Source organism: Ruegeria sp. CJ6, assembly GCF_056536665.1.
This window is the reverse complement of sequence record NZ_JBQFQB010000001.1, coordinates 1,033,601-1,058,894: the sequence shown is the minus strand read 5'-3', so window position 1 is coordinate 1,058,894 and position 25,294 is coordinate 1,033,601. Positions and strand designations below refer to the sequence as shown.

The following is a 25,294-nucleotide window of genomic DNA, read 5'->3' as shown; positions in this document are numbered from 1 at the left end:
ATGCCCAATCGCATCGGTTTTCGCGGGAGTTTCACGCGTCTTGTACAGACGTCGGGCGAGTCCGGAAGACACCCCGCTGCCCGTTTACGTATAGCAATTAAACGAAGAATGCGGCGCTCAGGCAAGCATAGAAGTGTTGCGGGCGAAAAGAAACCGCCTGATCCGACGCGTTAGGAGAACGCCGCCATGATGCCGCGCAGTTCCGCAAGCCCGCGCATACGCCCGATCAACGGATAGCCGGGAGTACTGTGTCCACCCAGATCGCTCAGCAGTTCTTGTCCGTGGTCGGGTCGCATCGGAATTTGCCAGTCGCAACGCCCTTGGGATTTGCGGCGGCGCTGTTCGTTCATTAGTTCGCGAATGGTGCCGACCATGTCGGTGTCGCCCTCCAGATGCGGGGCCTCAAAGAAGTCCGGCTTCTGGCTGTCTGACCCGGCGATGCGTTGGGTATTCCGCAGATGGACAAAGTGAATTCGGTCGCCATGCCTGCGCACGAAGTCCGGCCCATCAAATTCGGGAGACACTCCCAGCGATCCGGTACACAACGTTGCGCCGTTCGCCAACAAATCAACCGCATCCAGAACGGCGCCGTAGTCATCGGTACTGGACATGATCCGCGGCAGACCAAGCAACGAGAACGGCGGATCATCTGGATGACAGCACAAGCGTAGTTCCAGTTCTTGGGCGACTGGGGCGACTTCTGACAGGAAGTCGATCAGGTTTGCGCGAAGCCGGTCACGGTCGATATGTGCATAGGTCTGCAACAAAGCGCGCACGTCCTGCACGCTCCACTGATCGTTGGCGCCGGGCAACCCCGCTGTGACATTATGCTGCAACTGGGCCTTGGATTTATCCGACATGCGCAAGAAGCGATCCTTGGCCGTTTGCTGGACGTCGCTGGAATAGTCTTCGGACGCGCCCGGACGTTCAAGAATATGTATGTCGAAAACAGCAAAATCGGTCAGGTCGAACAGCATGGCCGTTCCGCCGTGCGGCTGCGGTGCGCGAAGGGCGGTGCGCGTCCAATCCAGGATTGGCATGAAGTTGTAGCAAACGATTTTGATGCCACGGGCGGACAGGGACCTGAGGCTGGACTTATACGCCTGCAGATGTTCAGCCATGTCTGCGGACTGTGTTTTGATCGCCTCGGAAACGGGCAGGCTTTCGACAACGTCCCAACTGTACCCGGCAGTAGCCAGAACTGCTTGCCGATCGGCGATGCTTGGTTCGTCCCAGGGCTGTCCCGGCGGGATGTGATGCAGCGCGGTGACGATGCCCTGAACCCCGACTTGATGGAGAGCGGCAAGGGCGATCGGATCATCGGGTCCGAACCAACGCCAGCATTGTTTCATGGCAGCCATCCTTCATACAGCGGGTGATCGGACCTGATGGGAAGAGCAACGCGCTGCCCGGTGCGCGCCGCGTGATAAATCGCTGTCACAAGGCCGATGGATGCAGCGCCATCCTTCAGCGTAACGGCCGAATTTGCCTCGGACCGCAGCGCCCTGCCGACTTCGGTAAAGAACCCTTCGAAACCTGTTGGCTCGTCAGTGGCGGCTGCAAGGGCCTCGTCGATAGCGGCTTGATACACAGGGTCTCGCGCGACGAATGTCCAGGGCGTTTGACCCGGGGCATAGGGTTCGGTGCCAGAGGTGGCGGTCACCTTTTCAAAGACTAGCCGCAGGCGGGTTTCGTCCGTGGCGGCGCCCAGGGTGATATTGCTTGTGCACAAAGCTCCGGAAGTCATACCAAAGCAGATCGCGGCGCAGTCTTCGGTCTCGATCGGGTTTACCCGCGTTGTGGCCATCGCAGACACCCAGGCGACATCACCCGCGATATGAGTCAGCAGATCATGGTTGTGGATGGCATGGCCCAGCACTGCGCCGCCGCGTTCACCAGCCCATGTTCCCCGCCACGGCACCGCGTAATAGTCTGCCCCTCGGGACCAATGGGTCTCAAGCGCGGCAGTTTGGACCGCTCCGGTCAGGCCTGCGCGTTGCAAGTGGCGCAATTGGGCAAGTGACGGGCCCCACCGGTATTGAAACACCGGAAACACCTGCTTGCCCGCGTTGCGTGTGGCTGCCGTGATCCGATCCACATCTTGCATCGAGGTCGCAAGAGGCTTCTCGCAGACAACGTGTTTTCCTGCGGCCAGTGCCGCAAGCGTGGTTGGTACATGCAGATGCGGCGGCAGGCAGATGTCGATGACATCAATCGCCGGATCATCCAGAGCGTCCTGAATGTTGGTTAGTGCTCGAAAATCCGAGTTCTGCCGTATCTGTTCGATCCGGTCCGTATTCTGGTCGACCACGGCGGCTACGCGGAAGGTGCGGTCAAGCCGTTCCAGAGCGTCCAGATGTTGCGCACCTATACCTGCGCCAAGGATCGCAACGTTGATCATCTGCGTTCCGCCATTTCCTGCGCGTGCAGTGCCAGTTCCATGACCGTAAAGCAGTGGGTCTGTGTCATCGCGGTTTCGGTCCGGTTGCGGATGTCATCGGCCAGGCGCGCGAAGTAGGGAAGGCCGGCATCGGCTACGTCGATCTTTTGGCAGGTTTCACCATTGACGAGGATCAGTTGGTCTGTCCCTGAGGCCCCACCCACATCGACGTATTTCCGCAACTCGATATATCCTTCGGTTCCGAGGATCGTCAGACGACCATCCCCCCAGTTTGGCAAGGCATCCGGCGTGAACCAGTCAACCCGGATGTACCCGGTGCCATTCTCGCTTCGTAGATTGAGCTCTCCGAAATCCTGCAATCCGGGATCTTTGGGGTTTGCGTAGTTCGCCACATAGGCGTTTGTAATTTCTGCGGTTTTCGAACCTGTGTAATGCAAGAACTGATCGATTTGATGCGAGGCGATGTCGGTCAGAATACCTCCATAGCGGTCACGCTGAAAAAACCAATCCGGCCGGGTTGCCCGGTTCAATCGGTGCGGGCCAAGCCCAACCGTCTGGATCACGCGCCCGATGGCACCGGACTCGACCAACTCGGTCGCCCGGGTGCTGACGGGCGTTTCAAATCGTTCGGAAAAATTCACCGACCAGATTCGACCGGTGTCGGCGACAGCTCGCTTGATCTGGTCGAGTTGCTCGCACGTCGTGCAGCCCGGCTTGTCGCTCATGACATCCATGCCGTTTTGCATGGCGCGGATCGTCAACGCGACCCTATCTGCCGGTATTGCCGAAATCAGCGCCAGATCCGCCCCACAGGTTAGGGCGTCTTCCAGTCGGGCCAGCCGCGGAATATCGGGAAACCTTTTGACGTAGCCCGGTAGCGTTTCCGGATCGCCTTGTGTCCAGTAGCCAACGCAGTCCACGCCGATTTTACGCATGTTTTCCGTCATGCCATAGATATGGCGGTGGTCCAGGCCAAGGGCGACGCAGGTCAGTCTCATGAGATGACTCGTGTTTTCTGGTCGGTTCGATTGGCGATCTGCATCGCGTCTATGACGGCGTGGGTCAAAAGGGCACTGCGTCCGGTGGCCATGGGCAGCGTGCGATCGGCAACAGCCTTGGCGAAATCCTCGATGACCGCCTGATGCCAAGCATGGGTGAACGCCATGGGATCGGCCCCTCCGCCTGTGGCGGACGTTTCGCCAACCGTGGATTTATGACCATCGAAAGTCGTTAAGGTCAGGACACCTGACTCCAGATGCGCTTTGGCGCGTGTGCCTTGGATGGTAATGGACTCAGCGGCCCCGGGATATTCGGCAGTAGTCGCCATCATAGTGCCCACGGCGCCTCTATCCGTTTCAAAGACTGCACCTGCCCAATCCTCAGCTTCGAGATCGTGTAACGGAGTTTTTCTCATCATGGCTTGAATGTCCGAGATCGGCCCCAGCAGCCACATCGCAAGATCAAGCGTGTGGATTGCCTGCGAGATCATGACACCGCCTCCGTCGCGCGCATAAGTGCCGCGACCCGGCTCGTCATAGTAGCTCTGATCGCGCCACCAGGGGACACGGATCTCCACCGTGGCGATCGCGCCCAGCTCACCCTGTTCAATGGCTGATTTCAGCGCCTGCGAGGCGGCGCGGGCGCGGTGCTGAAAGATTATGCCCAGCGGCACACCGGATACCTCGCACTGCTCGACGATGGCTGTCGCGGCGCCCAGCGTTCTCTCGATGGGCTTTTCCATCAGGATCGGTTTCGAAGCGCTCGAAAGAACCCGAACCAACTCTGAGCGCTGATCGGGCGGTGTTGCGATGATCGCAAAGTCGACGTTTGGGTCGTCTGCGATTTCCTCGATCGAGCCGAATGCGCGGGTGCCGTTTCGCCGCGCGAACTCAGCTGCTTTTTCAGAGTTGCGCCCGAGGACGCCGGCAAGACTGAGGCCTTGATCCGATGCTTGAATGGCAGCGACATGCGTGCCCGAAACCATCCCCAAACCAATCAGCGCAATATTCATTCATTCCCCCGGATCACTCGGTCAGTCTGCGGGTTCGAACGGGAAAGATGCAACCATTAAAAACTGTGTTAACAATTGCGGGCAGCAGTATCGGAGGCAGAATTGACTGGCAATTTGAATGGCATGGCAGAAAACCTGTACTTGGGCATCAAGGACCTGCCAATCGTGTCTCCGCATGGTCACTGCGATCCGGGGTGGTTTGCAACCGATGAGCCGTTTCCCAACCCGGCAGAGCTGCTTGTGGTTCCCGACCATTACGTATTCCGTATGCTCTATTCGCAGGGCGTTCCTTTGTCCGAACTTGGCGTTGGGGAAGAGGGGCGAAAGAAGGATCCACGCGCCGTTTTTCACACCTTTGCCGAACACTGGCATCTGTTTCTGGGAACGCCATCCCGGATCTGGATTAGCTACGTGCTGCACGAAACGCTGGGCGTGTCTGAAGAGTTGTCTTTGCGCACGGCTGACCTGATTTATGATAAGATCTCAGAAAAGCTGGCGCGACCCGAATTTCGTCCGAGGGCTTTGTTCGACAGGTTTGGGATCGAGGTTCTGGCCACCACGGATTCGGCTCTCGACGGCCTGGCTGAGCATCGGGAGATTCGAACAAGCGGTTGGGGCGGGCGGGTTGTTCCGACGTTCCGCCCAGACGGGGTTTTGGATGGGGCGGACCCGGAGTTCGTACAGAACCTGAATAAGTTGGCCGAGCTGACAGACTGCGATCTGGACAGCTATGATGGCTACCTCAACGCGCTGCGAATGCGGCGGGCTTATTTCATCCAGCTGGGATGTACTGCCACCGACCACGGTATCGAACGCGTAAAGACCGAGTGGCTGGACGACCCGGATGCGCTGTACCAGCGGCTGAGACGGCGGGAAGGTACCGAACAGGATGCTCGCCGGTTCTATGGGCATATGCTGATCGAAATGGCGCAGATGTCTGTCGATGATGGCCTGACAATGCAGATACATGCTGGCAGCAAACGCAACACGAACCACGCGGTACTGCGGGACTTCGGACGGGACAAGGGGGCCGACATTCCAATCGCGATGGATTGGGTCACGGGCCTTGAGGCGCTGTTGAACCGGGTCGGTAACTCGGCGGAACTGCGCATCATTCTGTTCACACTGGACGAAAGCACCTATGCCCGCGAACTGGCCCCGATGGCGGGACATTGGCCGTGCCTTCGGATCGGGCCGCCTTGGTGGTTCCACGACAGCCCAGCCGGGATTGCGCGGTATTTCGATCAGGTCGTTGAAACGGCCGGATATTACAATCTGGCCGGATTCAATGACGACACGCGGGCTTTCCTGTCCATTCCTGCACGTCACGACCTGTGGCGACGGGGTGTGGCGATTCATCTGGCGGAGCAGGTTGCGCGCGGCTATTTCGATCGGGACAGTGCCGAGCATCTGGCGCGATTGCTGGCGGTCGATCTGGCGAAACAGGTTTACAGGTTGCAAAGCTAGATGGGTACAATTCTTCATTTCGGCCTTGGAAACTTTGCCCGGGCGCATTTGCTGGATTACACGGATCAAGCGGGCGGATGGGACGTTGTCGGCGTCAGCTTGCGTTCATCCTCGGTTCGGGATGGATTGGCCCGACAGGGTTTCGAGTACGATTTGTGCGTACAGGGGCAGGGAGTCCGGCGCATCAAAGCTCTGCGTGACGCTCTGGTCGCGCCCAAGGATCGCGCAGAGATATTCGATGTGATGGCGGATGCCGAGATCATTTCGGCAACCGTAACCGAGAAAGGTTATCACTTGGACGCCGCGGGCAAGCTGAACCTTCAGGACCCGGCGATTGCCGCCGATCTGGCAGGGCAAGGGCCTGCGACGCTGATCGGGTTTTTAGCTTATGGCCTTGCGGAACGGCGCAAGCCAGTAACGGTACTAAGTTGTGACAATCGCATGGAAAACGGCAAGACGCTCGAAACGGCAGTTGCCGATTTTGCGGAAGCAGCCGGTCTGGACGTGAATTGGGACTCTGTTCGCTTTCCCAACGCGATGGTCGACCGGATCACCCCGGCTACCACGGACGCCGTTCGCGCAATCAGCGGCGATCCTATGGCTGTTCCGACCGAGACGTTCTCGGAGTGGGTGATCGAAGACAGTTTCGCCGGTCCGCACCCGGATTGGCCGGGAGTGCAACTGGTCGATGACGTAGCCCCGCACGAGATGCGAAAGCTGCGCATGTTGAACGGTGCCCATTCCCTGTTGGCTTATACCGGGTTGGAGCGGGGCCTGACCTACGTCCACGAAGCGGTTCGAGACCCGGTTTTGCGCCCGCTGGTTTCCGAGTTGATGAAGGATGCGGGCGCAACGCTGCCCGCTGCACTGCAAGCACAGGTTCCGGATTATGCCGAGGCTTTGTTGCGCCGCTTTGAAAACCCCGAGCTGGCGCACCGTCTGGACCAAATCGCGATGGATGGCAGCCAGAAGCTGCCGTATCGGTTTGTTCCCACACTCCGTGAGACCGGCTCTCAGGCGGTGATTGCAGGGATGCGGGCCTGGATCTCCTATTGCATGTCCCAGACCGCCAAGGGCAGGGCGCTGAACGATCCTTGCGCGTCGGAAATTGCCACGGCCGTCAAGCAGCCGGACCCGGTAGCGCCGCTTTTGGGTCTCGTTGGCGCTGAGGATCTCGCGCCACTTATCCGGGAATGATCGCGCCGCGGAACTGAACAACGGTGGAAGCCAAATTGTGTCCAGCCATCAGGGCGTCGGCCTGTGATTTCCCCATCAGCAAGGCCGCGAGGTACCCACCGTTGAAACTGTCGCCCGCCGCTGTCGTATCCAGCACGTTTTTGGCAGGTTCATAGGTTTGGTCAGTGTTCTGACCGATGGACAAAGGGCCATTCTCTCCGCGTTTCAACGCACCAACACCGTGATGATCGGCAAAGCGTGCAGCCACCTGGTCCGCGCTTTCCCCGAACAATGCCATCTCGTCGTCAATGGACGGCAGGGCAATGTCTGCACGTTGCCAAAGCCGTTGGTTAATCTGCCGAGCGTGTTGGACGCTGTCCCAAAGACGCGGACGAAAGTTGCTGTCATATACCAACCGAACGGAAGAGCCTTCGAGCCAGTCCAGAAGCGCAAGCCTGACTGCATGCGGAAGAATGGCCACGGAAATCCCTGACAAGTACAGCACGTCGTAACCGTTCAGCGGGCTGAAGTCGTGATCGGCAAAAAGCTGGCGGGCGGCCGCCTCGCTGCGCCAATAGGTAAAGCTGCGTTCACCGTCCGCAGATGTCGTGATCGCGTATAGTCCCGGAGAGGCGTTCGGAATGATGCGGATGCCGGATGTTCCGATGTCATGACTGGCGATGAAGTCCACGATACGCCTTGAGAACGGGTCGTCGCCTAGACATGTCACATACTCCACCTGCAGGTCAGGCGCGGCACGGTGCATGTAGATGGCCGTGTTCAGCGTATCCCCCGCGACGCCCACCTTTGCGCCGGTTTCCAGCATGGACAATTCGATCATTGCTTCGCCGATGCAGGCAATTCGCGTCATTTCTTTTCTCTTTTCCAGATGATGAGACCGGCAGCCATGATCAGCGCAGCCCCCGCCAACGTGAATGCGTCCGGTACCGTGTCAAAGAACAGATAACCCCAGATTGCCACGTAGATTAGGAACGAATAGGTGAATGGCATCAACTGGTTCGCCGTTCCAAACCGATGCGCGTTCGTCAGCAGCTGATGCCCGCACCAGCCAAACACACCAAGGCCGATCAGTACAATCAGGCTCCACGTGTTTTCTGGCTGGACCCAAAACCAGATGGCGAACGGCAACAGGACCACCGTACCGGTAAGCCCGAGGTAGAATTGCATAGTGTCAACGGCAACAACCCCGGACAGCCTGCGCGTCATGATCGAGTACAAGGCCAAAGCGGTGGCATTATATACGATCAGCAGCATGGTCGGATGAAAGGCCGAACCAAACGGCCGTACGACAACCAACACCCCCAGAAAGCCCAGGATGATAGCCGCCCAACGCCATGGGCCCACGCTTTCTTTCAATACAAAGACGGACAGAAAGCACACGATGACCGGGCTTGAGAACATGATTGCCGACACAACGGTCAGTGGCAAAAACCGTAGGGCATAAAAATTGAAAACGGTCGCCGAGATCAGCAGCAAGGCCCGGCTTATCACCTGCCATGGATGGTCAGTCTTGAACCGACCGGCCTCTATCCCGCCCTTGGCGATCACGCCCACTGAGATCACGAAGTGCCCCGCATAGCGCATGAACGCCAACTGAAATGCCGGCACTCCGGCCAACGCCAACCACTTGGCCCCAAGGTCAACCAACGAAAAGAACAGCCACGCCATCAACATCAGCACAATGCCAAGGCGCGGCAGGTCAGCGGTGGGGTTGGCGGAGACGGCCATCGATCAGGTGTTGAAACGCTTGACGTAGTAGTCAACCATCTGGCTTACCATGTCATCCGCCTGACCGTGGTCGCGGGCGTCATTCAGCGCCGAAAGCGTGCCCTGCGACATCACGCTGGTAACGCCTGCCTCGCGCGCCATTCGGTCATAATACCCGAGGTCTTTTGCCGCGTTCTTGATGGCAAAGGCCAGCTGATTTGGGTCGCTCTCAACGCCATAGGCTTTGACGAAATCCATCATTCCGGAATGCAGCGGCCCTGCGGCCATCACATCATACAGCTGCTTGCGGTCAACACCGGTGATGTCAGCCATGGCAAAGGCTTCGGCCATCGCGTTCGCAACGGTCATTCCGAAGAAGTTGTTGATCAGCTTGATCGTGTGCCCGGACCCAACGGGGCCAAGGTAAAAAACGTTTTCGCCCAAATCTTTCAGTGTCGGCTCGGCCTTGTCAAAGGCGGCCTTGTCTCCAGACGTCATAATGTTGAGCTTGCCTTCTAGCGCGTGTGAAGGTGTCCGGCCAAGCGGTGCATCAAGATAGCTTCCGTCGGCTGCGGCAACCTCCTCGGCCAAGGCGCGTGTGCTGCCAGGAAGCGAGGTGCCAAAGTCGATGACAATCGCGCCGGATTTCAATCCCGCAATCACTCCATCTGCACCGTGCATTCGGCTCTCGACCTGTTCGGAGGTGCCCATGCACAGCATCACGATGTCGCTGGCCTGAGCCAGTTCTTGGGCGTTTCGCATCTCGCGGGCGCCTCGGTCAATCGCGGCGTCCAGGTATGTGCGGTCGCGGTTTCCCAATACAGCGACCGAATGTCCTTGGTCCAACAGTCGGCTCACCATGGCTCCGCCCATTAGTCCCAAGCCGATAAACCCGATTGATGGTTTGCTCATTGGTTTCCCTTTCCGTGAATGTGTCTGGTTTTTATTCTTGTGTTTGTTGCGGGCGGCTTTGCTTTTTTAATGCTCATATTGCCCGGTGGATAATCATTGGTTTTTGGGTGGTCCGGCATTTGGCCGGGCCGCATGTCCATCAGGCCGGCGCCCGCGCTCGGGTCGTTCGCGCCTTTAGCGCCTGTTCAATCCGTGATGTGACCTCGAGCGTTCGGGCTGCATCCTCGACGTCAATCAGTGGAGGAGCGCCATCGATCACGTCAAGGAAGTGATCCAGCTGCACCTCTAGCGGTGCGCGTTGTTGTTCCGGTCGTGTAAGTTGGTCTTTTTGGGCCGCAGTGCCCCAATCCTGTCCGCGCCACAGGGTCATGGAGGGAAAACTCACAGCGCCACTGGTTCCCGTGATCCAGATCATGTCCTGATGGGTCGTGCCGATGTTCGGGTTCTCGCCGGTTCCGGCCTCAAACCCCCAGGGGCTGGGTGCGGTATCGGCAAAGCTGATAGTGCCCGTCGCGCCGTTTTCGAATGCGATCGCGACAGCCCCGCTTTCTATCCGTTCTGATCCGCGGATGGGCGCTCCGGGCAGGGCGACGACATCCGAGATTTCTCCGATCACAAAGCGCAGGACATCGATATCATGCACCAGATTGATCATGACTGGGCTGCCATCGGAAGTCCGCCAGTTCTGTTCAAAATAGCTGTCGGGTTTGCGCATGGCCCACAGCAACGAGACATTGATGACTTGTCCGATCGTACCTTGCGCGATCACCTCCTTCAGGTGTTGCAAGATTGTATGATACCGCCGATGGTGGCCTACAAGGCTGCGGACATTGGCCTGGCGAACGGCCGTCTTCAGGCGCAGGGCATCATCGACCGACGCGGCAACCGGCTTTTCGATCAGCATGTGCCAACCGCGGGATGCGGCCAGAATGCCATGTTCGGCATGCAGGCGGGTCGGAGTGGCGATAATGACGCCATCTACCGGGTCCTGCACCTCGTCCATACTAGCAAAACGCGGCGCGTCGATCTGGATCGAGCCATCTGGATCGGCCAACCCGACCAACTGGCAACCGGGATGCTCAATCACGGCGCGGACGTGGCGGATACCGATTAATCCGCCGCCGGCTACAAGGATCCGTTTCACATCACCGCTCCGATTTGCCAGGGAACAAATTCGTAGTCACCCAAGCCCTGCGCCTCGGACTTGGTCCGCGCGCCAGAGGCGACTTGGAGCAGCCGTCGGTATATTTCCTGTCCTTTTTCCTCGACGCTGGCGCCTTTGGTCAGAATGTCGCCCGCATTCACGTCCATGTCTTCGGGCATGCGTGCTGCCAATTCAGAGTTGGTAGCGATTTTCAGCGTGGGTGCCGGTTTGGACCCAAATGCAGAGCCGCGTCCCGTGGTGAAGCACACAAGGTTGCACCCAGCCGCGATCTGCCCGGTCACCGAGGCCGGGTCATATCCGGGGCTGTCCATGAAGGTGAAGCCTTTGGCGGTGATGGGTTCGGCGTATTTGAATACACCGGTCAAAGGGGTGGTGCCGCCCTTCGCCGCTGCCCCCAGCGACTTCTCTAGGATGGTCGTCAGACCCCCTTGCTTGTTGCCGGGGCTTGGGTTGTTGTCCATCGAACCGTGATTGCGAGCGGTATAGTCCTGCCACCAATCGATCAGTCCGATCAGTTTTTCCCCAGTTGTGCGACTAAGGGCGCGGCGGGTCAAAAGGTGTTCGGCTCCGTAAATTTCGGGTGTTTCCGCAAGGACACCTGTGCCGCCTTGCGCAACCAACAGGTCGCAGGCATGTCCGAGCGCCGGGTTCGCGGTCACGCCGGACCAAGCGTCCGAGCCACCGCATTGCAGCGCAACCATCAGTTCGGACGCCGGGGCTTCGCTGCGCCTCGCCTCATTGGCAATGGGAAGCATCTGGTTGATCTTGTTGATGCCCATTTCCACGGTCCGACGCAATCCGGCGACGTTCTGGATGTTCATCGTTTGGAAGGTGGGACTTTGCTTCAGCCCATACGCGTCCAGCAGCCAGTCGATCTGGTTCATCTCGCAGCCTAGACCGACCATCAGAACGGCAGCGTGGTTGGGGTGTTTTGCAAACCCCCACATGACCCGTTGAAGGGCTTCAAAACCGTCGCCGGAATCGGCCATTCCGCAGCCCGTTCCATGGACAAAGGCCACCACGCCGTCGATGTTCGGAAACTCGGCCAGCTTGTCCGGCGTGAAGTGATTGGCGATCATGCGGGCCGCAGTCGCCGAACAGTTCACGGTGGTCAGAACCGCGATGTAGTTGCGCGTGCCGACCCGACCGCTGTCCCGGTGGTAGCCCATGAATGTATCGACCGAGGTGGCAGGTTTGGTGGGCCTGTGATCCGTCGCAAACTCGTAGTCCACACTGGTGTTCCGGAACTCGACATTGTGGGTGTGCACATGGTCGCCGGGTTCGATCGGTTGGGTGGCGTAGCCGATGATCTGGGCGTACTTTCTGACCGGATCGCCGAGTGCAAGATTCCGCGTGGCGACCTTGTGCCCCGAGGGGATGCGCGCATTGGTCGTGACATCCTCGACCATACTGCCGGCCTCCAGGTGCCGAGTTGCAACCACCACGCTATCCGTTCGATCTAAACGTACAAAAGTCATAATCAGCTTTCCTGGCGGCAGCAGCTAGGCGCAGAACGGTGAGTCCGATGACCACCGGTGAATATCTATATGCGGCTTGCCAGACAGTCTTGCTCGTGCCGCCTCCCAATTGGACTTGCAGACGCGCCAATCTCGCAGCTCGGTTTCGGGGCGCGATCTGGACCTCGCGATGAAGCTGGGGAAATGATCTCGACCGGTCGGTTGGCCTGCTGCACTAAAGCGGATGTCGAACGACCAGCGGAACCGATCCGTTTTATTGATCAGCGAAGCGTGTGGCGTCAAAGGGTGAAACAGGATGATCCCGCCGGCCTTGACTGGAAGGGGCACGGCGCGGCCTTCATCAATGAACCCGTCGGCAATGCCTGTCTGCGTCCGGGCACAATGTGGCAGGATAGATTGGTCTTGTGCCATTGGCAGCACTTGCAGGCAGCCGTTTTCAACCGTTGCATCGTTGACGGCAATCCAAACCGTGACCATGTCGGTCTGATCAGCATCCTCCAGCGCAACCGCTCGGTCCTGATGCCAGTCCGTTGCGGTGATGTGCGCGCGCACCTCGTCCTTGGACAGCTTCAGGGCAGGTGGCTTCAGCCGAACGTGCTGGATTGGATTGCTCACCAACTCTGGCCCGATCAGCTGCTCGACGATGTCAAGCATGGGACGGGCCGTCAGCAAGTCGAACACTGCGGGCCCAATATGGAACGGTGTGTCCGCCATGATCCGATCGCCGGGCAGCGAGATGTCCAGCGGCTGGAAATAGTCGCATCCGGCCTGATAGGCGGACAGAAGTTTGTCCCAGAAGGTCATTCCGGACGGCTCGTCCTTGACCAGTCCTTTTTTGTACCAACAGTCATAGAGTCGGTTCAGGACATCCGAGTATTCCGCTTGCACCCGACCCAGGACATCGCTGGGAATTACATCCTCAACCACGAGGTATCCATCGGTCTGGAACTTGCCAATCGCATCTTGTGTCAGCATGGGTGCAACCTCACAACAGCAGCGCGATGATACCCGGCCAGATCAGAAGAACGGAAAGCGCCAGCAACTGGATCCCGATGAATGGCAGGAAGCCGCGGAAGATATCCGTCAGGCTGATATGCGGCGGAGCCACTGACTTCAGGTAGAACGCGGCCGGGCCGAAAGGGGGCGAGAGGAAGCTGACCTGCATGTTCATACAGAACACGACGCCGAACCAGATGGCGACATGACTCGGCTCCAACTGGCCAAAGACTCCGATTTCCTCGATAGGAAGGCGCAGGACGATCGGCAGAAAGACCGGAATGATCAACAGTACGATGCCGACCCAATCCATGAATGCGCCCATGAACAGCAAGATCAGCATCATTACCAGAATGACCAACATGGTCGGCAGCTCCTGGCCGACGATCAGGTCGGCCACGTATTGGGGCCCTCCAGCAATGGTATAGGCACCCGCCAGCGCGGCGGCCCCGATCGTAACCCAGATGATGGTGCCTGTGGATTTTAGTGTCCGCATCAAGCTGTCCCAAACCAGCTCGAACGATCCTTCGCCCCTTAGGATGGCGATGATCAGGACTGCGAAGGCGCCCATGCCTGCAGCCTCAGTGATACCTGTGATCCCGCCATAGATCGAGCCGAGCACGACGCCGATTACAACCAGCGGCGCGACGAGACCCTTGCCCATTTCCCAACCGATTTTTGCGCGTTGTCTGCCAAAGACGAAGAAAATCAGCAGAAGGGCGACGATCGTGATGCCGGCAAACCAGGGCAGGTAGTCAGCCGTTCCCAGCCTCGCGGGCTCACCCTGGCTGGCAGCGTTCGAGCCTGAGAGCTCGAAAAACGCGGCCCGGATAAACAGAACGGTGGAAAATCCGGCGACAACGATGCTCATGAAGGCCCCAAACAATTTGCGTTTTTCGGCCGGTTCTGGGTCGTTTGGGTCCGGTTCCGGCAGCGGAGCGTGATGAGGATTCAACCGCGTGCGGATGATGATGTACAGGATGATCATCGAGGCCAGCATGAAGCCGGGAATGAAAGACGCGGTGAACAGCGACTTGATCGAAGTTTCGGTGATCAGCCCATAGATGATCAGAACGATCGAAGGAGGGATCATGGTGCCCAGAGACCCTGAGGCGCAGATGACGCCGATCGCGAGATTCTGATCGTAGCCCAGGCGCAGCATCTGGGGCAGGGCGATAAGGCCCAGCAGGACAACCTCACCGCCGATGATGCCGGACATGGCAGCCATGATCACCGCCATGATCGAGGTCACGATCGCGATGCCGCCGCGTGTTCTGGACAGCCAGACATTCAGCGAAGAATACATGTCGCGCGCGATCCCGGACCGCTCTAGCAGCGACGCCATGAAGATAAACAATGGCACGGATATGAGCACGTAGTCCGTTAAGAGCCCGTATATCTTCTGCGCCAGGATATAGAGCGGCCCAGTCCCTGGCCGACCGGTGAGAATCCCGTCGCCGAATGAAAACGGGTTTAAAAGCAGTGTCGGTTCGAACTTGAGCACAAGAACCAGAACCGCAAGCGAAGCCGAGGCCAGACCCAAGGGCATCCCGATCGCCAGAAGCACAATCAGGGCGACCATCAGGATGAGTGAGATTGTTCCAATGTCCATCAGTCTTGTCCCACCGCCCGTTTGATCATTTCAATTTCGTCTTCGTCCGGTTCATCTGTGTGGATTTCCGGTTCTTTGTTCCAATCCGCGACCAAGTTCAAAATTGCTTGCATTGCGACGAGCGTAATCACGATCAGCACCATCGGCTGCAACGTCGCCGGGATCGGAGGATTGAAGGCAGAGCCATAAAGCTCCCATTTGTAGAGCTTGTTGACGAACACCTGTTTGTAGCTGCCGTAGACAAGAAAGAAGGCAAATAGCAAGATCAGTATAGTCGAAACCGTATCAAAAACGCGCTGAAGCCAACGTGGAACTGCGTCGTACATCAGGAATATTCGAATGTGACTGCGTTGCTGCATGGCGTAGTAGCCAGACATCAAAAACACAAAGCTGGCGAACCAGAGTGTCATTTCGTTCGCCCACTCGGTCGGCTTCTCCAGGATATAACGCATGAAGACTTCGTAGAGCATGACGACAGTCATGATTGCGATCATCATCATCGTCACTCGACCTATGAACAGGGCGAAACGGTCCATAACCGTCGAGCCTTCGAACTCCATCGTCGCCGGGCGCACGGTCTTGGTACCAATCACTGCAAGAAACGGTAGAAGGACGAGCGCGGCCATGTCGATGATGTCGACATACCCCCCGAATACGCCAGACAATTCGGGCGTAACGTCGCTGCGCAGATATATTTCAGTTACCTGACTTTTGAGGGATTCAGAGGTGTAAGGCAGCCAGTCCAATAGGAATGCGGGAAGATGCCAAACAAGCCAGCTGGCTGTTGCGACGAAGGCCAACGGTATGAGCCATTCAATTAGTCCGCCTGAGTTCTTGTGCATCGCGTAACCCTCGTCCTTATCCTTCGATCCTGTAGTGATCGATAAAGTCTCGGTCCGGCTCGACACCCAATCCGGGGCCAGTCGGTATCATGACTCGGCCGTTGTTGGCCTTGACCTGATTTTGAATTTCCAGCGGTTCGGTCAGCAGATCGTCCCGAAACTTGTTGTCCGTTGTGTCGAACTCCAGCATCGGCTCCCATGGATGCAAGCCGCCTGGAATTGCGGGCATGGCCGCTAGTAAATGCAGATTAGTTGCGACGGCGATGGCGCTACCCCAGACGTGATTTACGACCGGAATGAAATGTGCGTGGCATAGAGACAGTACCCTGAGATACTCTGAAACACCGCCCAAAGCACAAACCTCTGGCTGCGCGATATCGATGCCACGGTTTTCAAGAAGATTGCGCCATGCCCAGCGATTGAATACCGCCTCTCCGCCCGAGATGTTTACTTTAAGCGAAGTGCGCAGTTCGCGGTATCCGTCAATGTCTTCTGGCGCGACCGGTTCTTCGAACCAATATGCGTCCAGTTCTTCCAGCGCCCGACCGACAAAGAACGCGTCTGAAGTCGTATAGGCATGGTTTGCATCGACCATAAAAGGAAAGTCGTCACCAACTCCGCGTCGAACTGCTTCGCACAGTTTCACATCAGGCTTCGGGCCAAAGCCCGTTTTCATTTTGGTGGCGGTAAATCCCATTGCCTTGATCTTTGCGGCTTCATCCTCAAAACGGCTTGCAAGACTAGAAATCGGTTCATCCCGGAGCATCATGCCGTAGCCGTAGCAAGGAACGCTTGCGCGATGAGCCCCGCCGACAAGCTTATGGAGGGGGAGGCCAGAGATTTTGCCGGAGATGTCCCAAAGTGCGATGTCCACCCCGGACAAAGCCTGTATTGGCATTCCGCTTTGGCCATGGTCTCGCAAAAGATTGTACACCTTGTGCCAGATCACGTCTTTGTCCAAAGGGTCCATGCCAAGGACCATTGGTTGGATTACCTTTTCCACGATGGATTTGTTCGCAATGGCTACGTTTCCGGGACCAAAGCACTCCCCCCAACCGGTTACCCCTTCATCTGTCTGAATCTCGACCAGATGGGTTGTACGCTTGTCATAATACTGTTGCGAGTAGCCCAGAACTTCCGGCATGTCGTACTGCAGTACATGACTTATTATTCTGGTGATTTTCATGAAGTTCTGGATCCCGGCGCCGATCCGGAGAGGCCGCAAGTGCGGCCTTTCCGTGTGTCGTAGTTCGATCGAAGCCTGATTACTGCATTGCGCCCAGGTCACGCAGGAAGTTGATGTGGCTTTCCAAAAGCGCCTGTGCTTCAGGTGTCGTTGCGAACTCCGTCCAACCGACCTGAACGGCCGCGCGATACGCTGCCAGGTCTTCAGGCGACCATTCGTACAACTGAACGCCTTTTGCCTTCAGGTCTTTTGCAGTCTGAGCGTTCTGCACTTCATTGATTGTGGCATTGTGCAATGCCAGGCTATCCATTGCGACTTCCATGATCTTCTTGTGATGCGCGGGCATCGCTTCCCAGACGTCTTTGCGACAAGCTAGGTGATCTGCAGGCATCGAGTGGAAACCGGGATAGTTTGTGTGGCCTGCGATCTCGTACAGACCGAGGCCCACATTGTTCGTCAGGTTCGCAGCATCCGCACCATCAATGATACCGGTTTCCAAAGCCGTGAAGATTTCGTTGAAGTCCATCACGATCGGAGAAGCACCAAGTTCCGCGAACACCTTGGTTGCAAGGCCTGGAGGCGAGCGGAACTTCCAATCCTTGAAGTCTTCCACTTTTGCAATCGGCTTGGTCGAAGACAGCGACTCTGGCCCGGGAATCCACCATCCGATGAATTCCATGTCGTAGCCGTTGTATAGATCATTTACAGCTTCTCTTCCGCCGCCATGAAGAAGCCAAGCCATTTGCTGATATGGGTTCTGATATCCGCCGAGCAGGTCGCCCGCAAACTGGAAGGCCGGGTTTTTACCGGTCTGATAGCCGCCGCCCGTCATGTCGCAATCCAGAATTCCGGTAGCTGCGGCATCGAAGGTTTCAACTGATTTGACCACCGAAGAGGAATAGAACATTTCAACTTCGATTTCGCCGTTCGACATTTCCTGAATGTCTTCAACGAATTTTGCAGCCATCTGGCCTGACAGAGTTTCGGGCGAAAAATGGGTTTGAATTCTAAGCTTCGTTGTTTCAGCCATCGCGAAACCGGCTGCCATTGTCGTGGCTACGGCCGCCAGGGCCGCTGTCTTGACTATTTTCATATTGTCCTCCCAGACGTTGAGCGTGCGCGGTGTGGAAGATCTTGCCGCCTCCTTTGCTGTCGCGCAGGTAAACGTTAAGCCGACGAATCGAATGCAACAAGAAAAAATTGAAATTTCTAAAAATTTCGAGATTCTTGCGATAATTCGAAAATAAGGTTAGGACGCTACTTGGACAAAACTTGAAGGTGCATACTGGAATGAACGACGAAATAGATATTTATCAAGATCTTAAGATGCGCCTGATCTCTAATGGATTCGAGCATGGAGCGAAGGTGCGGGCTGAAGAACTTCGTAAAGTGTATGGCTGTTCTGCGAGCGCCGTTCGTGAAGTCCTTTTTCGTTTGGCCGCTGTTGGTTTGGTGGACTTTCAGGAACAAAAAGGTTTCCGCGTGCCAATGCGATCGCCGCAGAAGCTAATCGAATTGACGCACGTCCGTGTTCTGTTGGAGGCCGAAGGCACCGCAATGTCGATCCGTAATGGCGGGGTGGATTGGGAAGCAAGATTGACGGCCGCACATCACAAACTCAGCCATATCGAAAAACGCATTCACGCCACCGACGACCCGAGCGGCCTTATCGAGATATGGTTTGCCTCGGAAAAGGAGTTTCACCAAACACTTATTTCTGCCTGTGGCTCGGAAACTTTAAAACAAATGCATAGCCGAGTTTACGCGCAGTTCAGGCAGCAGTTGATGGTTGCAGACCGGAACTTTGAATTCATTTCTCAGAACATAAGACACCATGCCGATATACTTGAAGCTGCATTGTCAGGGGATGAGCAGTTAACACGAGAGAAAATTCACGATCATCTGGAACGCCACCTAACTGGAAAGACGATGGGCGACTAAAGCCGAAAATCGTCTTCTAAATACACGCGAATGATTTCGTCGAAGCTTGATTCCGCTTCGAACCCCAACTCCAGAGCGCGATCTGTTTGAAAGTCGCGCGGCCAATTCTTGACTATTCGTTCGATTGCCTCGTCGGGTTCTCGCCTGATTAGGCCAACCGCTTCTTGACCTGCCACTTTGCGCAGAGCTTCGATTTGTTCGGCGACGGTGCAACTTACGCCAGGCATGTTCAATGCGCGTCTGTCATTCAAAAGCTGTGTGTCCATTGTTGCTGCGTGGGTCAAAAAAGTCGCAGCGGCGCGGGGGCTGGCGTGCCAGTGGCGAACGGTTTCGGCAACTGGCAAGACAGCCTCATCCCCATTCAATGGCTCTCGGATTATACCCGAAAAGAAGGACGAAGCGGCAGCGTTGGCTTTGCCCGGGCGCACACACAAAGTGGGCAAGCGCAAGGAAATACCGTCGATGTATCCTTTCCTGCTGAAATCCGTGATCATCAATTCAGCGGCCGCTTTCTGCGCTCCGTAACTTGTCAAAGGTGCCGAGAGGAACTCATCGCTTATCTTTTCGGGGAATGGTGACCCGAAAACTGCTATGGACGAGGCAAAAACCAGACGAGGTGTGTACTCGTTTCCTGATGCCTCGTGTTCATCCTTAAGTGCGTTCAGCAGTGCCCACGTTGCCATAAGGTTTACATCCCAACCCAACGCAAAGTCTGTTTCAGCTTGGCCTGAAACGATAGCTGCAAGATGAAAAATGACGTCTGGCCGCTGCGTAGCAAAAGACTTAGCTATGCCTGACGCAGTCAAGTTCCCCACAATTTGATTACCTGCCGCACTGTCGGGCGGGAACGAGAGATCGAACAGTGAGACTTGGGCATCGGCTCCGAAGGTTTCTTGGGTCGACACGCGATGGGCCAGTTTCTGACCCAGCATTCCTCCGCCGCCTATAATCAGGATCCGCGTCACAGCATTCCGTTCCGTTTTTTGAGTTCTAGATACAAAGCCGAATGATCCAGTTCGGCCCCATCCATTTCGTCTATCAGATATTCGAAACGGTCGCGCACAGATCGGGTGCTAGGTAGCTCAACGCCAAGGCTTCCCGCTTCCTCCAGCGTGTTGTCCAAATCCTTTAGTTGAAACTTAGACAAACCCCCAGGTGTAAAATTTCCATCAGACATGCGTTCGCCATGTTGTTGCAAGATAATACTATCCGCAAAGCCCCCCTTCAGTGCGGCCCTCAACGCGGAGGGGTCCGCACCACCTTGCTGAGCCAGCAGAGTCGCTTCGGCGACAGCCGATATTGTTACAGCGACAATTGTTTGATTGGCCAATTTGCACAATTGACCAGAACCACTTGGGCCAACATGCACAGGCTCGCCCATTGCTGTCAGAACCGGTCGCACGCGCTCCATAACGTCCTGATCGCCACCGACCATGATCGCAAGGGTGCCAGCTTCGGCACCTTTGGTGCCACCGGAAACCGGGGCGTCCAGATGCAGTACCCCCATCGAGGAAAGCTGCGCGGATTGCTCTCTTGCGTGTTCGGGTTTGGCGCTCGACATATCAATCCAGATCATCCCCGGTTTGAGTTGCTCGCGGAAAGCCTCGTCAGCAAGTAGCGCGCCGGTCGCGTATCCATCCGAGAGCATGGTTATTATTACGTCTGCACCCGAAACCGCCAGCGGGGCAGTTTCCACCAATGTCGCGCCTTCTGCTGTCAACGGTTTTGCCTTTTTCAAGCTGCGGTTCCATACAGAGAGCGGAAACTCGGCGCGCAAAATATTCCGCGCCATAGGAGCTCCCATCAGGCCGGTTCCCAACAGAGCCACTTTGAACTGCTTGCTCATCATCCACTGTCCTTCCGAAGGTGCGCCACGCATGGTTATGGCCAAACCAAAATCTCTGTCATACGCTAACGGCTCTGTGCCCACATGCCAGAAGTCGTTGCAAATCCGCCAAGGTTTCTTTGCTTCTCGGTTGATCTGTGGGACGACGTAACACTTGTCCAGTCGCCACTTTTGAGGTCGGAATATTTATATGTCAGAAAGACTTAAGGGAAAAAGCGTCCTGGTCACAGCCGCCGCACAGGGGATCGGACTTGCAAGCGCAATTGCAATGGCAAGAGAGGGTGCAAAAGTCTATGCGACGGATATTAGCCCTGAACAACTAAATTTGATTCGCGGTCGGAATCTCGAAAATCTCGAAATTTTCGAGATGGATGTGACGAATAATGACAGCATTCATCATGGGGTCGCGCGAGCGAAGCCGGACGTTTTGTTCAACTGCGCAGGGTTCGTGCATCACGGAACTATTCTGGATGCAGCCGATGAAGAGTGGGATTTCGCAATGGACCTTAATGTGCGCTCAATGGTGCGCACGACAAAGGCTGTATTGCCGGGAATGCTAGAGCGCGGAGGAGGCTCGATAATCAATATGTCTTCCGCGCTGGGTTCCATAATCGGTGCGCCAAATCGTTTTGTATATGGAACGACAAAAGCCGCTGTTGTCGGGCTGACGAAATCGGTGGCCGTGGACTTCATAACAAAAGGAATCCGGTGCAATTGCATTTGTCCGGGAACAGTCGACAGTCCCAGTTGGCGTGACCGCGTAGATGCGTTGGGAGAGCAATTGGGCAGCAGAGAAGAGGCCCTTGCACAATTTGTGGCGCGTCAGCCTATGGGGCGTGTAGCGAAAGCAGAAGAGATTGCTGCATTGGTCGTCTATCTGGCGAGCGATGAAAGTGCATTCACCACAGGACACACGCACATAATTGACGGGGGTTGGTCAGGCCAATGACAAAAGTATCAAAAAACGATTTGCGATCTCGCAAGTGGTTCATGAATTCTGAGAACCTTGAGATGACCGCATTGTATCTGGAAAGATACCTGAATTACGGATTGACCCGTGAGGAACTGCAATCAGGCAAACCGATCATTGGCATTGCTCAGACCGGCAGTGATTTGAGCCCCTGTAATCGGCATCATATCGAATTGTCCAAACGTGTTCGCGATGGAATCATCGCCGCCGGGGGAACGTGCATCGAAATACCGGTCCACCCGATACAAGAGACAGGTAAACGGCCAACGGCGTCACTCGACCGCAACCTGGCTTATCTGTCCTTGGTTGAGAGTCTATTCGGGTATCCGATTGACGGCGTTGTTCTGAACATTGGTTGCGACAAGACCACGCCCGCGCTTCTTATGGCCGCTGCGACCGTCAACATCCCAGCGATCGCCCTGTCGGTCGGTCCCATGCTCAACGGCTGGTGGAAAGGTGAGCGCGCCGGATCGGGAACGGTTATTTGGAAAGCGCGCGAAGACCTTGCGGCTGACGAAATCGACACCGATGAGTTCATGGAAATCGCAGCCGCCGCAGCACCTTCGGTGGGTTATTGCAATACGATGGGAACAGCAACGACCATGAATTCGCTTGCTGAGGCCTTGGGTATGCAATTGCCCGGATCAGCAGCCATTCCAGCCCCGTATAGAGAGCGCGGTCAAATCAGTTATGAAACGGGTAAACGCATTGTGGACATGGTCTGGGAGGATCTACGCCCCAGCGATGTGATGACACGTCAGGCTTTTGAGAATGCGATTGTTATCAACTCTGCGATTGGTGGATCGACGAATGCGCCGATCCACCTGAATGCAATCGCTCGGCATCTTGGTGTTCCGTTGACCAACGATGACTGGCAGAAACTTGGCCACGACGTTCCACTGTTGGTTAACATGCAGCCTGCGGGTGAGTATCTGGGCGAAGATTACCAACAGGCCGGAGGTGTACCCGCCGTTGTCGGAGAGCTTCTTGATGCTGGATTGCTGCCGCATCCCGATGCGATAACGGTGAACGGCAAGACAATGGGCGATAACTGCTCGACGCGCCGGTCTCAGAATAGCGACGTAATCAAGCCTGTCAGTAGCCCGGTTAAGCAACAGGCGGGGTTCATCAATCTCTCGGGCAACCTGTTCGAGAGTGCGATAATGAAGACATCTGTGATCTCAAAGGCATTTCGAGAGACCTACCTGTCGAACCCGGATGATCCTGATGCATTTGAGGGCAGGGCGGTTGTGTTTGATGGGCCTGAGGACTTTCACCATCGGATCGATGATCCTGCAGAAAACATCGACGCAAACTGTATTCTGATTATGCGCGGAGCGGGACCAAAAGGATACCCTGGCGCTGCAGAGGTCGTGAACATGCGGCCGCCCGCATATTTGTTGAAACAGGGCATCGAAGCCCTTCCTTGCATCGGTGATGGACGGCAATCCGGTACATCAGGAAGTCCGTCTATCCTGAATGCCTCACCCGAAGCTGCAGAGGGTGGTGGATTGGCCTTGGTGCGAAATGGCGACCGACTGCGCATCGATCTTGGCAAAGGCACAGCGGATATGCTGGTTTCGCTTGAAGAACTGCATGAACGCGCCCGCGATCTGGAGGCAAAGGGTGGTTATTCAACCCCGCCCAACCAATCCCCCTGGCAGGAATTATTCCGCGAAAAAGTAGATCGGCTGGATCGCGGTATGACGCTCAAGGGTGCAGAAAACTACCGCGATATCGCGCGAGGCTTCATGCCACGCGATAACCACTAAAAGGAACAGAAATGAAACTTGTTCGTTACGGAGCCAAGGGCTCGGAAAAGCCAGCCTTGGTCGACTCTGAGGGTCAATTGCGGGATCTGTCCGCTCATATCAATGATATCACGGGGGATATGTTGGATGACGGAACGCTTGATAACCTGCGGTCATTGGATCCGAACAACCTGCCAATTGTAGAGGGCGACCCTCGTATCGCGCCGTGTGTCGGTGACATCGGTAAATTTCTTTGCATCGGTTTGAACTACTCGGACCATGCTGCAGAAACCGGCGCAGATATTCCCGAGCATCCGATACTTTTTTTCAAGGCGAACTCGGCTGTCATAGGTGCCTATGATGATGTTGTTATGCCGCGGGGGTCTACACATACCGACTGGGAATGCGAACTGGGGGTCGTCATTGGTAAAACGGCCAAATACGTTTCCAAGGCCGACGCACTCGAATATGTTGCGGGCTATTGCATCGTAAACGACGTGTCGGAAAGGCATTTTCAAACGCAACTGACAGGTCAATGGACCAAAGGAAAATCCTGCGACACATTTGGCCCTACCGGCCCGTGGCTAGTGACCCGGGATGAGGTGCCGGATCCTCAGAGTCTTGGTATGTCGCTGGATGTAAACGGTCAGCGCATGCAAACCGGGAATACTGCCACGATGATCTTTTCCGTTGCCGAGATCATTGAGCATCTAAGCCAACTTTTCACACTGCATCCCGGTGATGTCATTTCTACTGGAACACCGCCCGGTGTTGGAATGGGGATCAAACCGGAACCAGTTTATCTGAAAAAAGGCGACGTCATGGAGCTTCGTATCGATGGGCTTGGTGTTCAGCGGCAAAAGGTCGGCCAAGATGACTGACTTGTTGCAAATCGGAGGGATCACTGAACGGATGAGAGAACGCCTGTCTTCAGTGTTCAATATTCAACAATTAGACGATTTCAACGCGGAAAGTATTACGCATATCGTAACGAACGGGCATGATGGCGTTCCGCATGACCTAATGATTTCACTCAGTAATCTGAAGATGATCAGCGTCTATGGAGTCGGTTACGACGCCGTCGACGCAAGTGCTGCGGCTGAGCGCGGGATTGTTGTGACGCACACGCCCAATGTGTTGAACAAAGAAGTCGCAACCACTGCCGTTCTGCTGTTGCTGTCATGTTATCGAGAGCTCATACGTGACGATGAATACGTCCGGTCCGGGCGATGGGAAGTTGAAGGTAATGCCCCTTTGACGCGATCAGCGGACAATCAAAAAATAGGCATTCTTGGTCTTGGTCGCATTGGTCAGGCGATTGTTGATAAGTTGGAGCCGTGGGCACCCGAAATCTCATATCACACCCGCAATCAAAAGGATGTCCCGTATCGATATTTCGACAATTTGGTTGAAATGGCAGAGCATGTGGACGTCCTCATATGCATCACGCCCGGCGGCCCGTCGACCAATAGGCTGGTCAACGCTGAGGTGTTGCGCGCGTTGGGGGCAGACGGCACTCTGATAAACGTTAGTCGAGGTTCGGTTGTCGACGAAACTGCCTTAATTACTGCATTGCAAAATGGTGAGCTCGGGTGGGCAGGGCTTGATGTTTTTGAGGACGAACCGCGCGTTCCAGAAGCATTGCGCGAGTTGTCCAATGTCGTTCTGCTCCCTCACGCTGGTAGCGCGACTTTTGAGACGCGTGCAGCAATGGGTGACCTGACTGTCGACAATCTGCTGCAACACCATAAGGACGGATCGGTGATCACAGCTGTGCCGGAATGCAGAGATCTGTAATAGGCCAATCTGAAA

General features: G+C 56.1%; 22 protein-coding genes and 1 pseudogene. 7 read left to right on the top strand and 16 right to left on the bottom strand.

Annotated elements, in window-relative coordinates:
• Positions 1–170: 170 nt before the first annotated feature.
• From uxuA to ACR0BT_RS05305, 4 genes are read right to left on the bottom strand one after another with little or no spacing between them, the layout of a single operon-like run.
• Positions 171–1,352, bottom strand: coding sequence for a mannonate dehydratase (gene uxuA / locus ACR0BT_RS05320; protein ID WP_480762649.1), 1,182 nt, complete (start codon positions 1,350–1,352; stop codon positions 171–173).
• A complete protein-coding gene (locus tag ACR0BT_RS05315; protein ID WP_170626573.1) occupies positions 1,349–2,401 on the bottom strand; it encodes a Gfo/Idh/MocA family protein in 1,053 nt (350 codons plus the stop codon). The genes uxuA and ACR0BT_RS05315 overlap by 4 nt, the downstream gene beginning before the upstream one ends.
• Positions 2,398–3,399, bottom strand: a complete 1,002-nt coding sequence (locus ACR0BT_RS05310) for a Gfo/Idh/MocA family protein (RefSeq protein ID WP_480762648.1) — start codon at positions 3,397–3,399, stop codon at positions 2,398–2,400. The genes ACR0BT_RS05315 and ACR0BT_RS05310 overlap by 4 nt, the downstream gene beginning before the upstream one ends.
• Positions 3,396–4,412, bottom strand: a complete 1,017-nt coding sequence (locus tag ACR0BT_RS05305; RefSeq protein WP_480762647.1) for a Gfo/Idh/MocA family protein — start codon at positions 4,410–4,412, stop codon at positions 3,396–3,398. The genes ACR0BT_RS05310 and ACR0BT_RS05305 overlap by 4 nt, the downstream gene beginning before the upstream one ends.
• 123 nt (positions 4,413–4,535) lie before the next feature.
• Here ACR0BT_RS05305 and uxaC point away from each other — a divergent pair, with 123 nt between their 5' ends.
• Positions 4,536–5,879, top strand: a complete 1,344-nt coding sequence (uxaC, locus tag ACR0BT_RS05300; protein ID WP_480762692.1) for a glucuronate isomerase — start codon at positions 4,536–4,538, stop codon at positions 5,877–5,879.
• Positions 5,880–7,076, top strand: coding sequence for a mannitol dehydrogenase family protein (locus ACR0BT_RS05295; RefSeq protein ID WP_480762646.1), 1,197 nt, complete (start codon positions 5,880–5,882; stop codon positions 7,074–7,076).
• Here the strand turns inward: ACR0BT_RS05295 and ACR0BT_RS05290 are convergent.
• The 10 genes and pseudogenes from ACR0BT_RS05290 to ACR0BT_RS05245 all read right to left on the bottom strand — a co-directional run bounded on the left by ACR0BT_RS05290 (position 7,063) and on the right by ACR0BT_RS05245 (position 18,067).
• Entirely contained in the window at positions 7,063–7,926 is an 864-nt protein-coding gene (locus ACR0BT_RS05290; RefSeq protein ID WP_170733460.1) for a sugar kinase, read from the bottom strand. The genes ACR0BT_RS05295 and ACR0BT_RS05290 overlap by 14 nt on opposite strands.
• Complete coding sequence (locus ACR0BT_RS05285; protein ID WP_170396161.1) at positions 7,923–8,804, bottom strand: DMT family transporter; 882 nt, start codon at positions 8,802–8,804, stop codon at positions 7,923–7,925. The genes ACR0BT_RS05290 and ACR0BT_RS05285 overlap by 4 nt, the downstream gene beginning before the upstream one ends.
• Before the next feature lie 3 nt (positions 8,805–8,807).
• Positions 8,808–9,728 (bottom strand): annotated as a pseudogene (locus ACR0BT_RS05280) (NAD(P)-dependent oxidoreductase); the annotation flags it as partial.
• A gap of 106 nt (positions 9,729–9,834) precedes the next feature.
• Positions 9,835–10,839: a Gfo/Idh/MocA family protein gene (locus tag ACR0BT_RS05275; protein WP_480735746.1), complete on the bottom strand. Its 1,005-nt coding sequence runs from the start codon at positions 10,837–10,839 to the stop codon at positions 9,835–9,837.
• The gene (locus ACR0BT_RS05270) at positions 10,836–12,338 is read right to left on the bottom strand and encodes a UxaA family hydrolase (RefSeq protein WP_480762645.1); all 1,503 of its coding nucleotides are present in this window, start codon (positions 12,336–12,338) and stop codon (positions 10,836–10,838) included. Before ACR0BT_RS05270 ends, ACR0BT_RS05275 begins: the two co-directional genes overlap by 4 nt.
• Before the next feature lie 24 nt (positions 12,339–12,362).
• On the bottom strand, positions 12,363–13,313 hold the full coding sequence (locus ACR0BT_RS05265; RefSeq protein WP_480762644.1) for a phytanoyl-CoA dioxygenase family protein: 951 nt from the start codon (positions 13,311–13,313) through the stop codon (positions 12,363–12,365).
• A gap of 10 nt (positions 13,314–13,323) precedes the next feature.
• Positions 13,324–14,946: a TRAP transporter large permease gene (locus tag ACR0BT_RS05260; protein ID WP_170403499.1), complete on the bottom strand. Its 1,623-nt coding sequence runs from the start codon at positions 14,944–14,946 to the stop codon at positions 13,324–13,326.
• A complete protein-coding gene (locus ACR0BT_RS05255) occupies positions 14,946–15,788 on the bottom strand; it encodes a TRAP transporter small permease subunit (RefSeq protein ID WP_480762643.1) in 843 nt (280 codons plus the stop codon). Before ACR0BT_RS05255 ends, ACR0BT_RS05260 begins: the two co-directional genes overlap by 1 nt.
• A 16-nt stretch (positions 15,789–15,804) precedes the next feature.
• Positions 15,805–16,974, bottom strand: a complete 1,170-nt coding sequence (locus tag ACR0BT_RS05250; RefSeq protein WP_480762642.1) for a mandelate racemase/muconate lactonizing enzyme family protein — start codon at positions 16,972–16,974, stop codon at positions 15,805–15,807.
• 79 nt (positions 16,975–17,053) lie between these two features.
• Positions 17,054–18,067: a TRAP transporter substrate-binding protein gene (locus ACR0BT_RS05245; RefSeq protein ID WP_170396175.1), complete on the bottom strand. Its 1,014-nt coding sequence runs from the start codon at positions 18,065–18,067 to the stop codon at positions 17,054–17,056.
• A 197-nt stretch (positions 18,068–18,264) separates the two neighbouring features.
• On the opposite strand from ACR0BT_RS05245, the gene ACR0BT_RS05240 reads away from it, so the two are divergent.
• On the top strand, positions 18,265–18,915 hold the full coding sequence (locus tag ACR0BT_RS05240; protein ID WP_170396177.1) for a GntR family transcriptional regulator: 651 nt from the start codon (positions 18,265–18,267) through the stop codon (positions 18,913–18,915).
• Here ACR0BT_RS05240 and denD read toward each other — a convergent pair.
• Both denD and ACR0BT_RS05230 read right to left on the bottom strand, forming a co-directional pair.
• On the bottom strand, positions 18,912–19,880 hold the full coding sequence (gene denD / locus ACR0BT_RS05235; RefSeq protein ID WP_480570469.1) for a D-erythronate dehydrogenase: 969 nt from the start codon (positions 19,878–19,880) through the stop codon (positions 18,912–18,914). The two genes, ACR0BT_RS05240 and denD, sit on opposite strands and share 4 nt — an antisense overlap.
• Positions 19,877–20,761, bottom strand: a complete 885-nt coding sequence (locus tag ACR0BT_RS05230; RefSeq protein WP_480570466.1) for an NAD(P)-dependent oxidoreductase — start codon at positions 20,759–20,761, stop codon at positions 19,877–19,879. Before ACR0BT_RS05230 ends, denD begins: the two co-directional genes overlap by 4 nt.
• Positions 20,762–20,951: 190 nt before the next feature.
• On the opposite strand from ACR0BT_RS05230, the gene ACR0BT_RS05225 reads away from it, so the two are divergent.
• From ACR0BT_RS05225 to ACR0BT_RS05210, 4 genes are read left to right on the top strand one after another with little or no spacing between them, the layout of a single operon-like run.
• Positions 20,952–21,710 carry an SDR family oxidoreductase gene (locus ACR0BT_RS05225; RefSeq protein WP_480762641.1) on the top strand — a complete coding sequence of 253 codons (759 nt, stop codon included), beginning with the start codon at positions 20,952–20,954 and terminating at the stop codon, positions 21,708–21,710.
• Entirely contained in the window at positions 21,707–23,503 is a 1,797-nt protein-coding gene (locus ACR0BT_RS05220) for an IlvD/Edd family dehydratase (protein ID WP_170800182.1), read from the top strand. Before ACR0BT_RS05225 ends, ACR0BT_RS05220 begins: the two co-directional genes overlap by 4 nt.
• Positions 23,504–23,514: 11 nt before the next feature.
• Positions 23,515–24,363: a fumarylacetoacetate hydrolase family protein gene (locus tag ACR0BT_RS05215; RefSeq protein ID WP_170512742.1), complete on the top strand. Its 849-nt coding sequence runs from the start codon at positions 23,515–23,517 to the stop codon at positions 24,361–24,363.
• On the top strand, positions 24,356–25,279 hold the full coding sequence (locus ACR0BT_RS05210; protein WP_480762640.1) for a 2-hydroxyacid dehydrogenase: 924 nt from the start codon (positions 24,356–24,358) through the stop codon (positions 25,277–25,279). The genes ACR0BT_RS05215 and ACR0BT_RS05210 overlap by 8 nt, the downstream gene beginning before the upstream one ends.
• Positions 25,280–25,294: the final 15 nt, after the last annotated feature.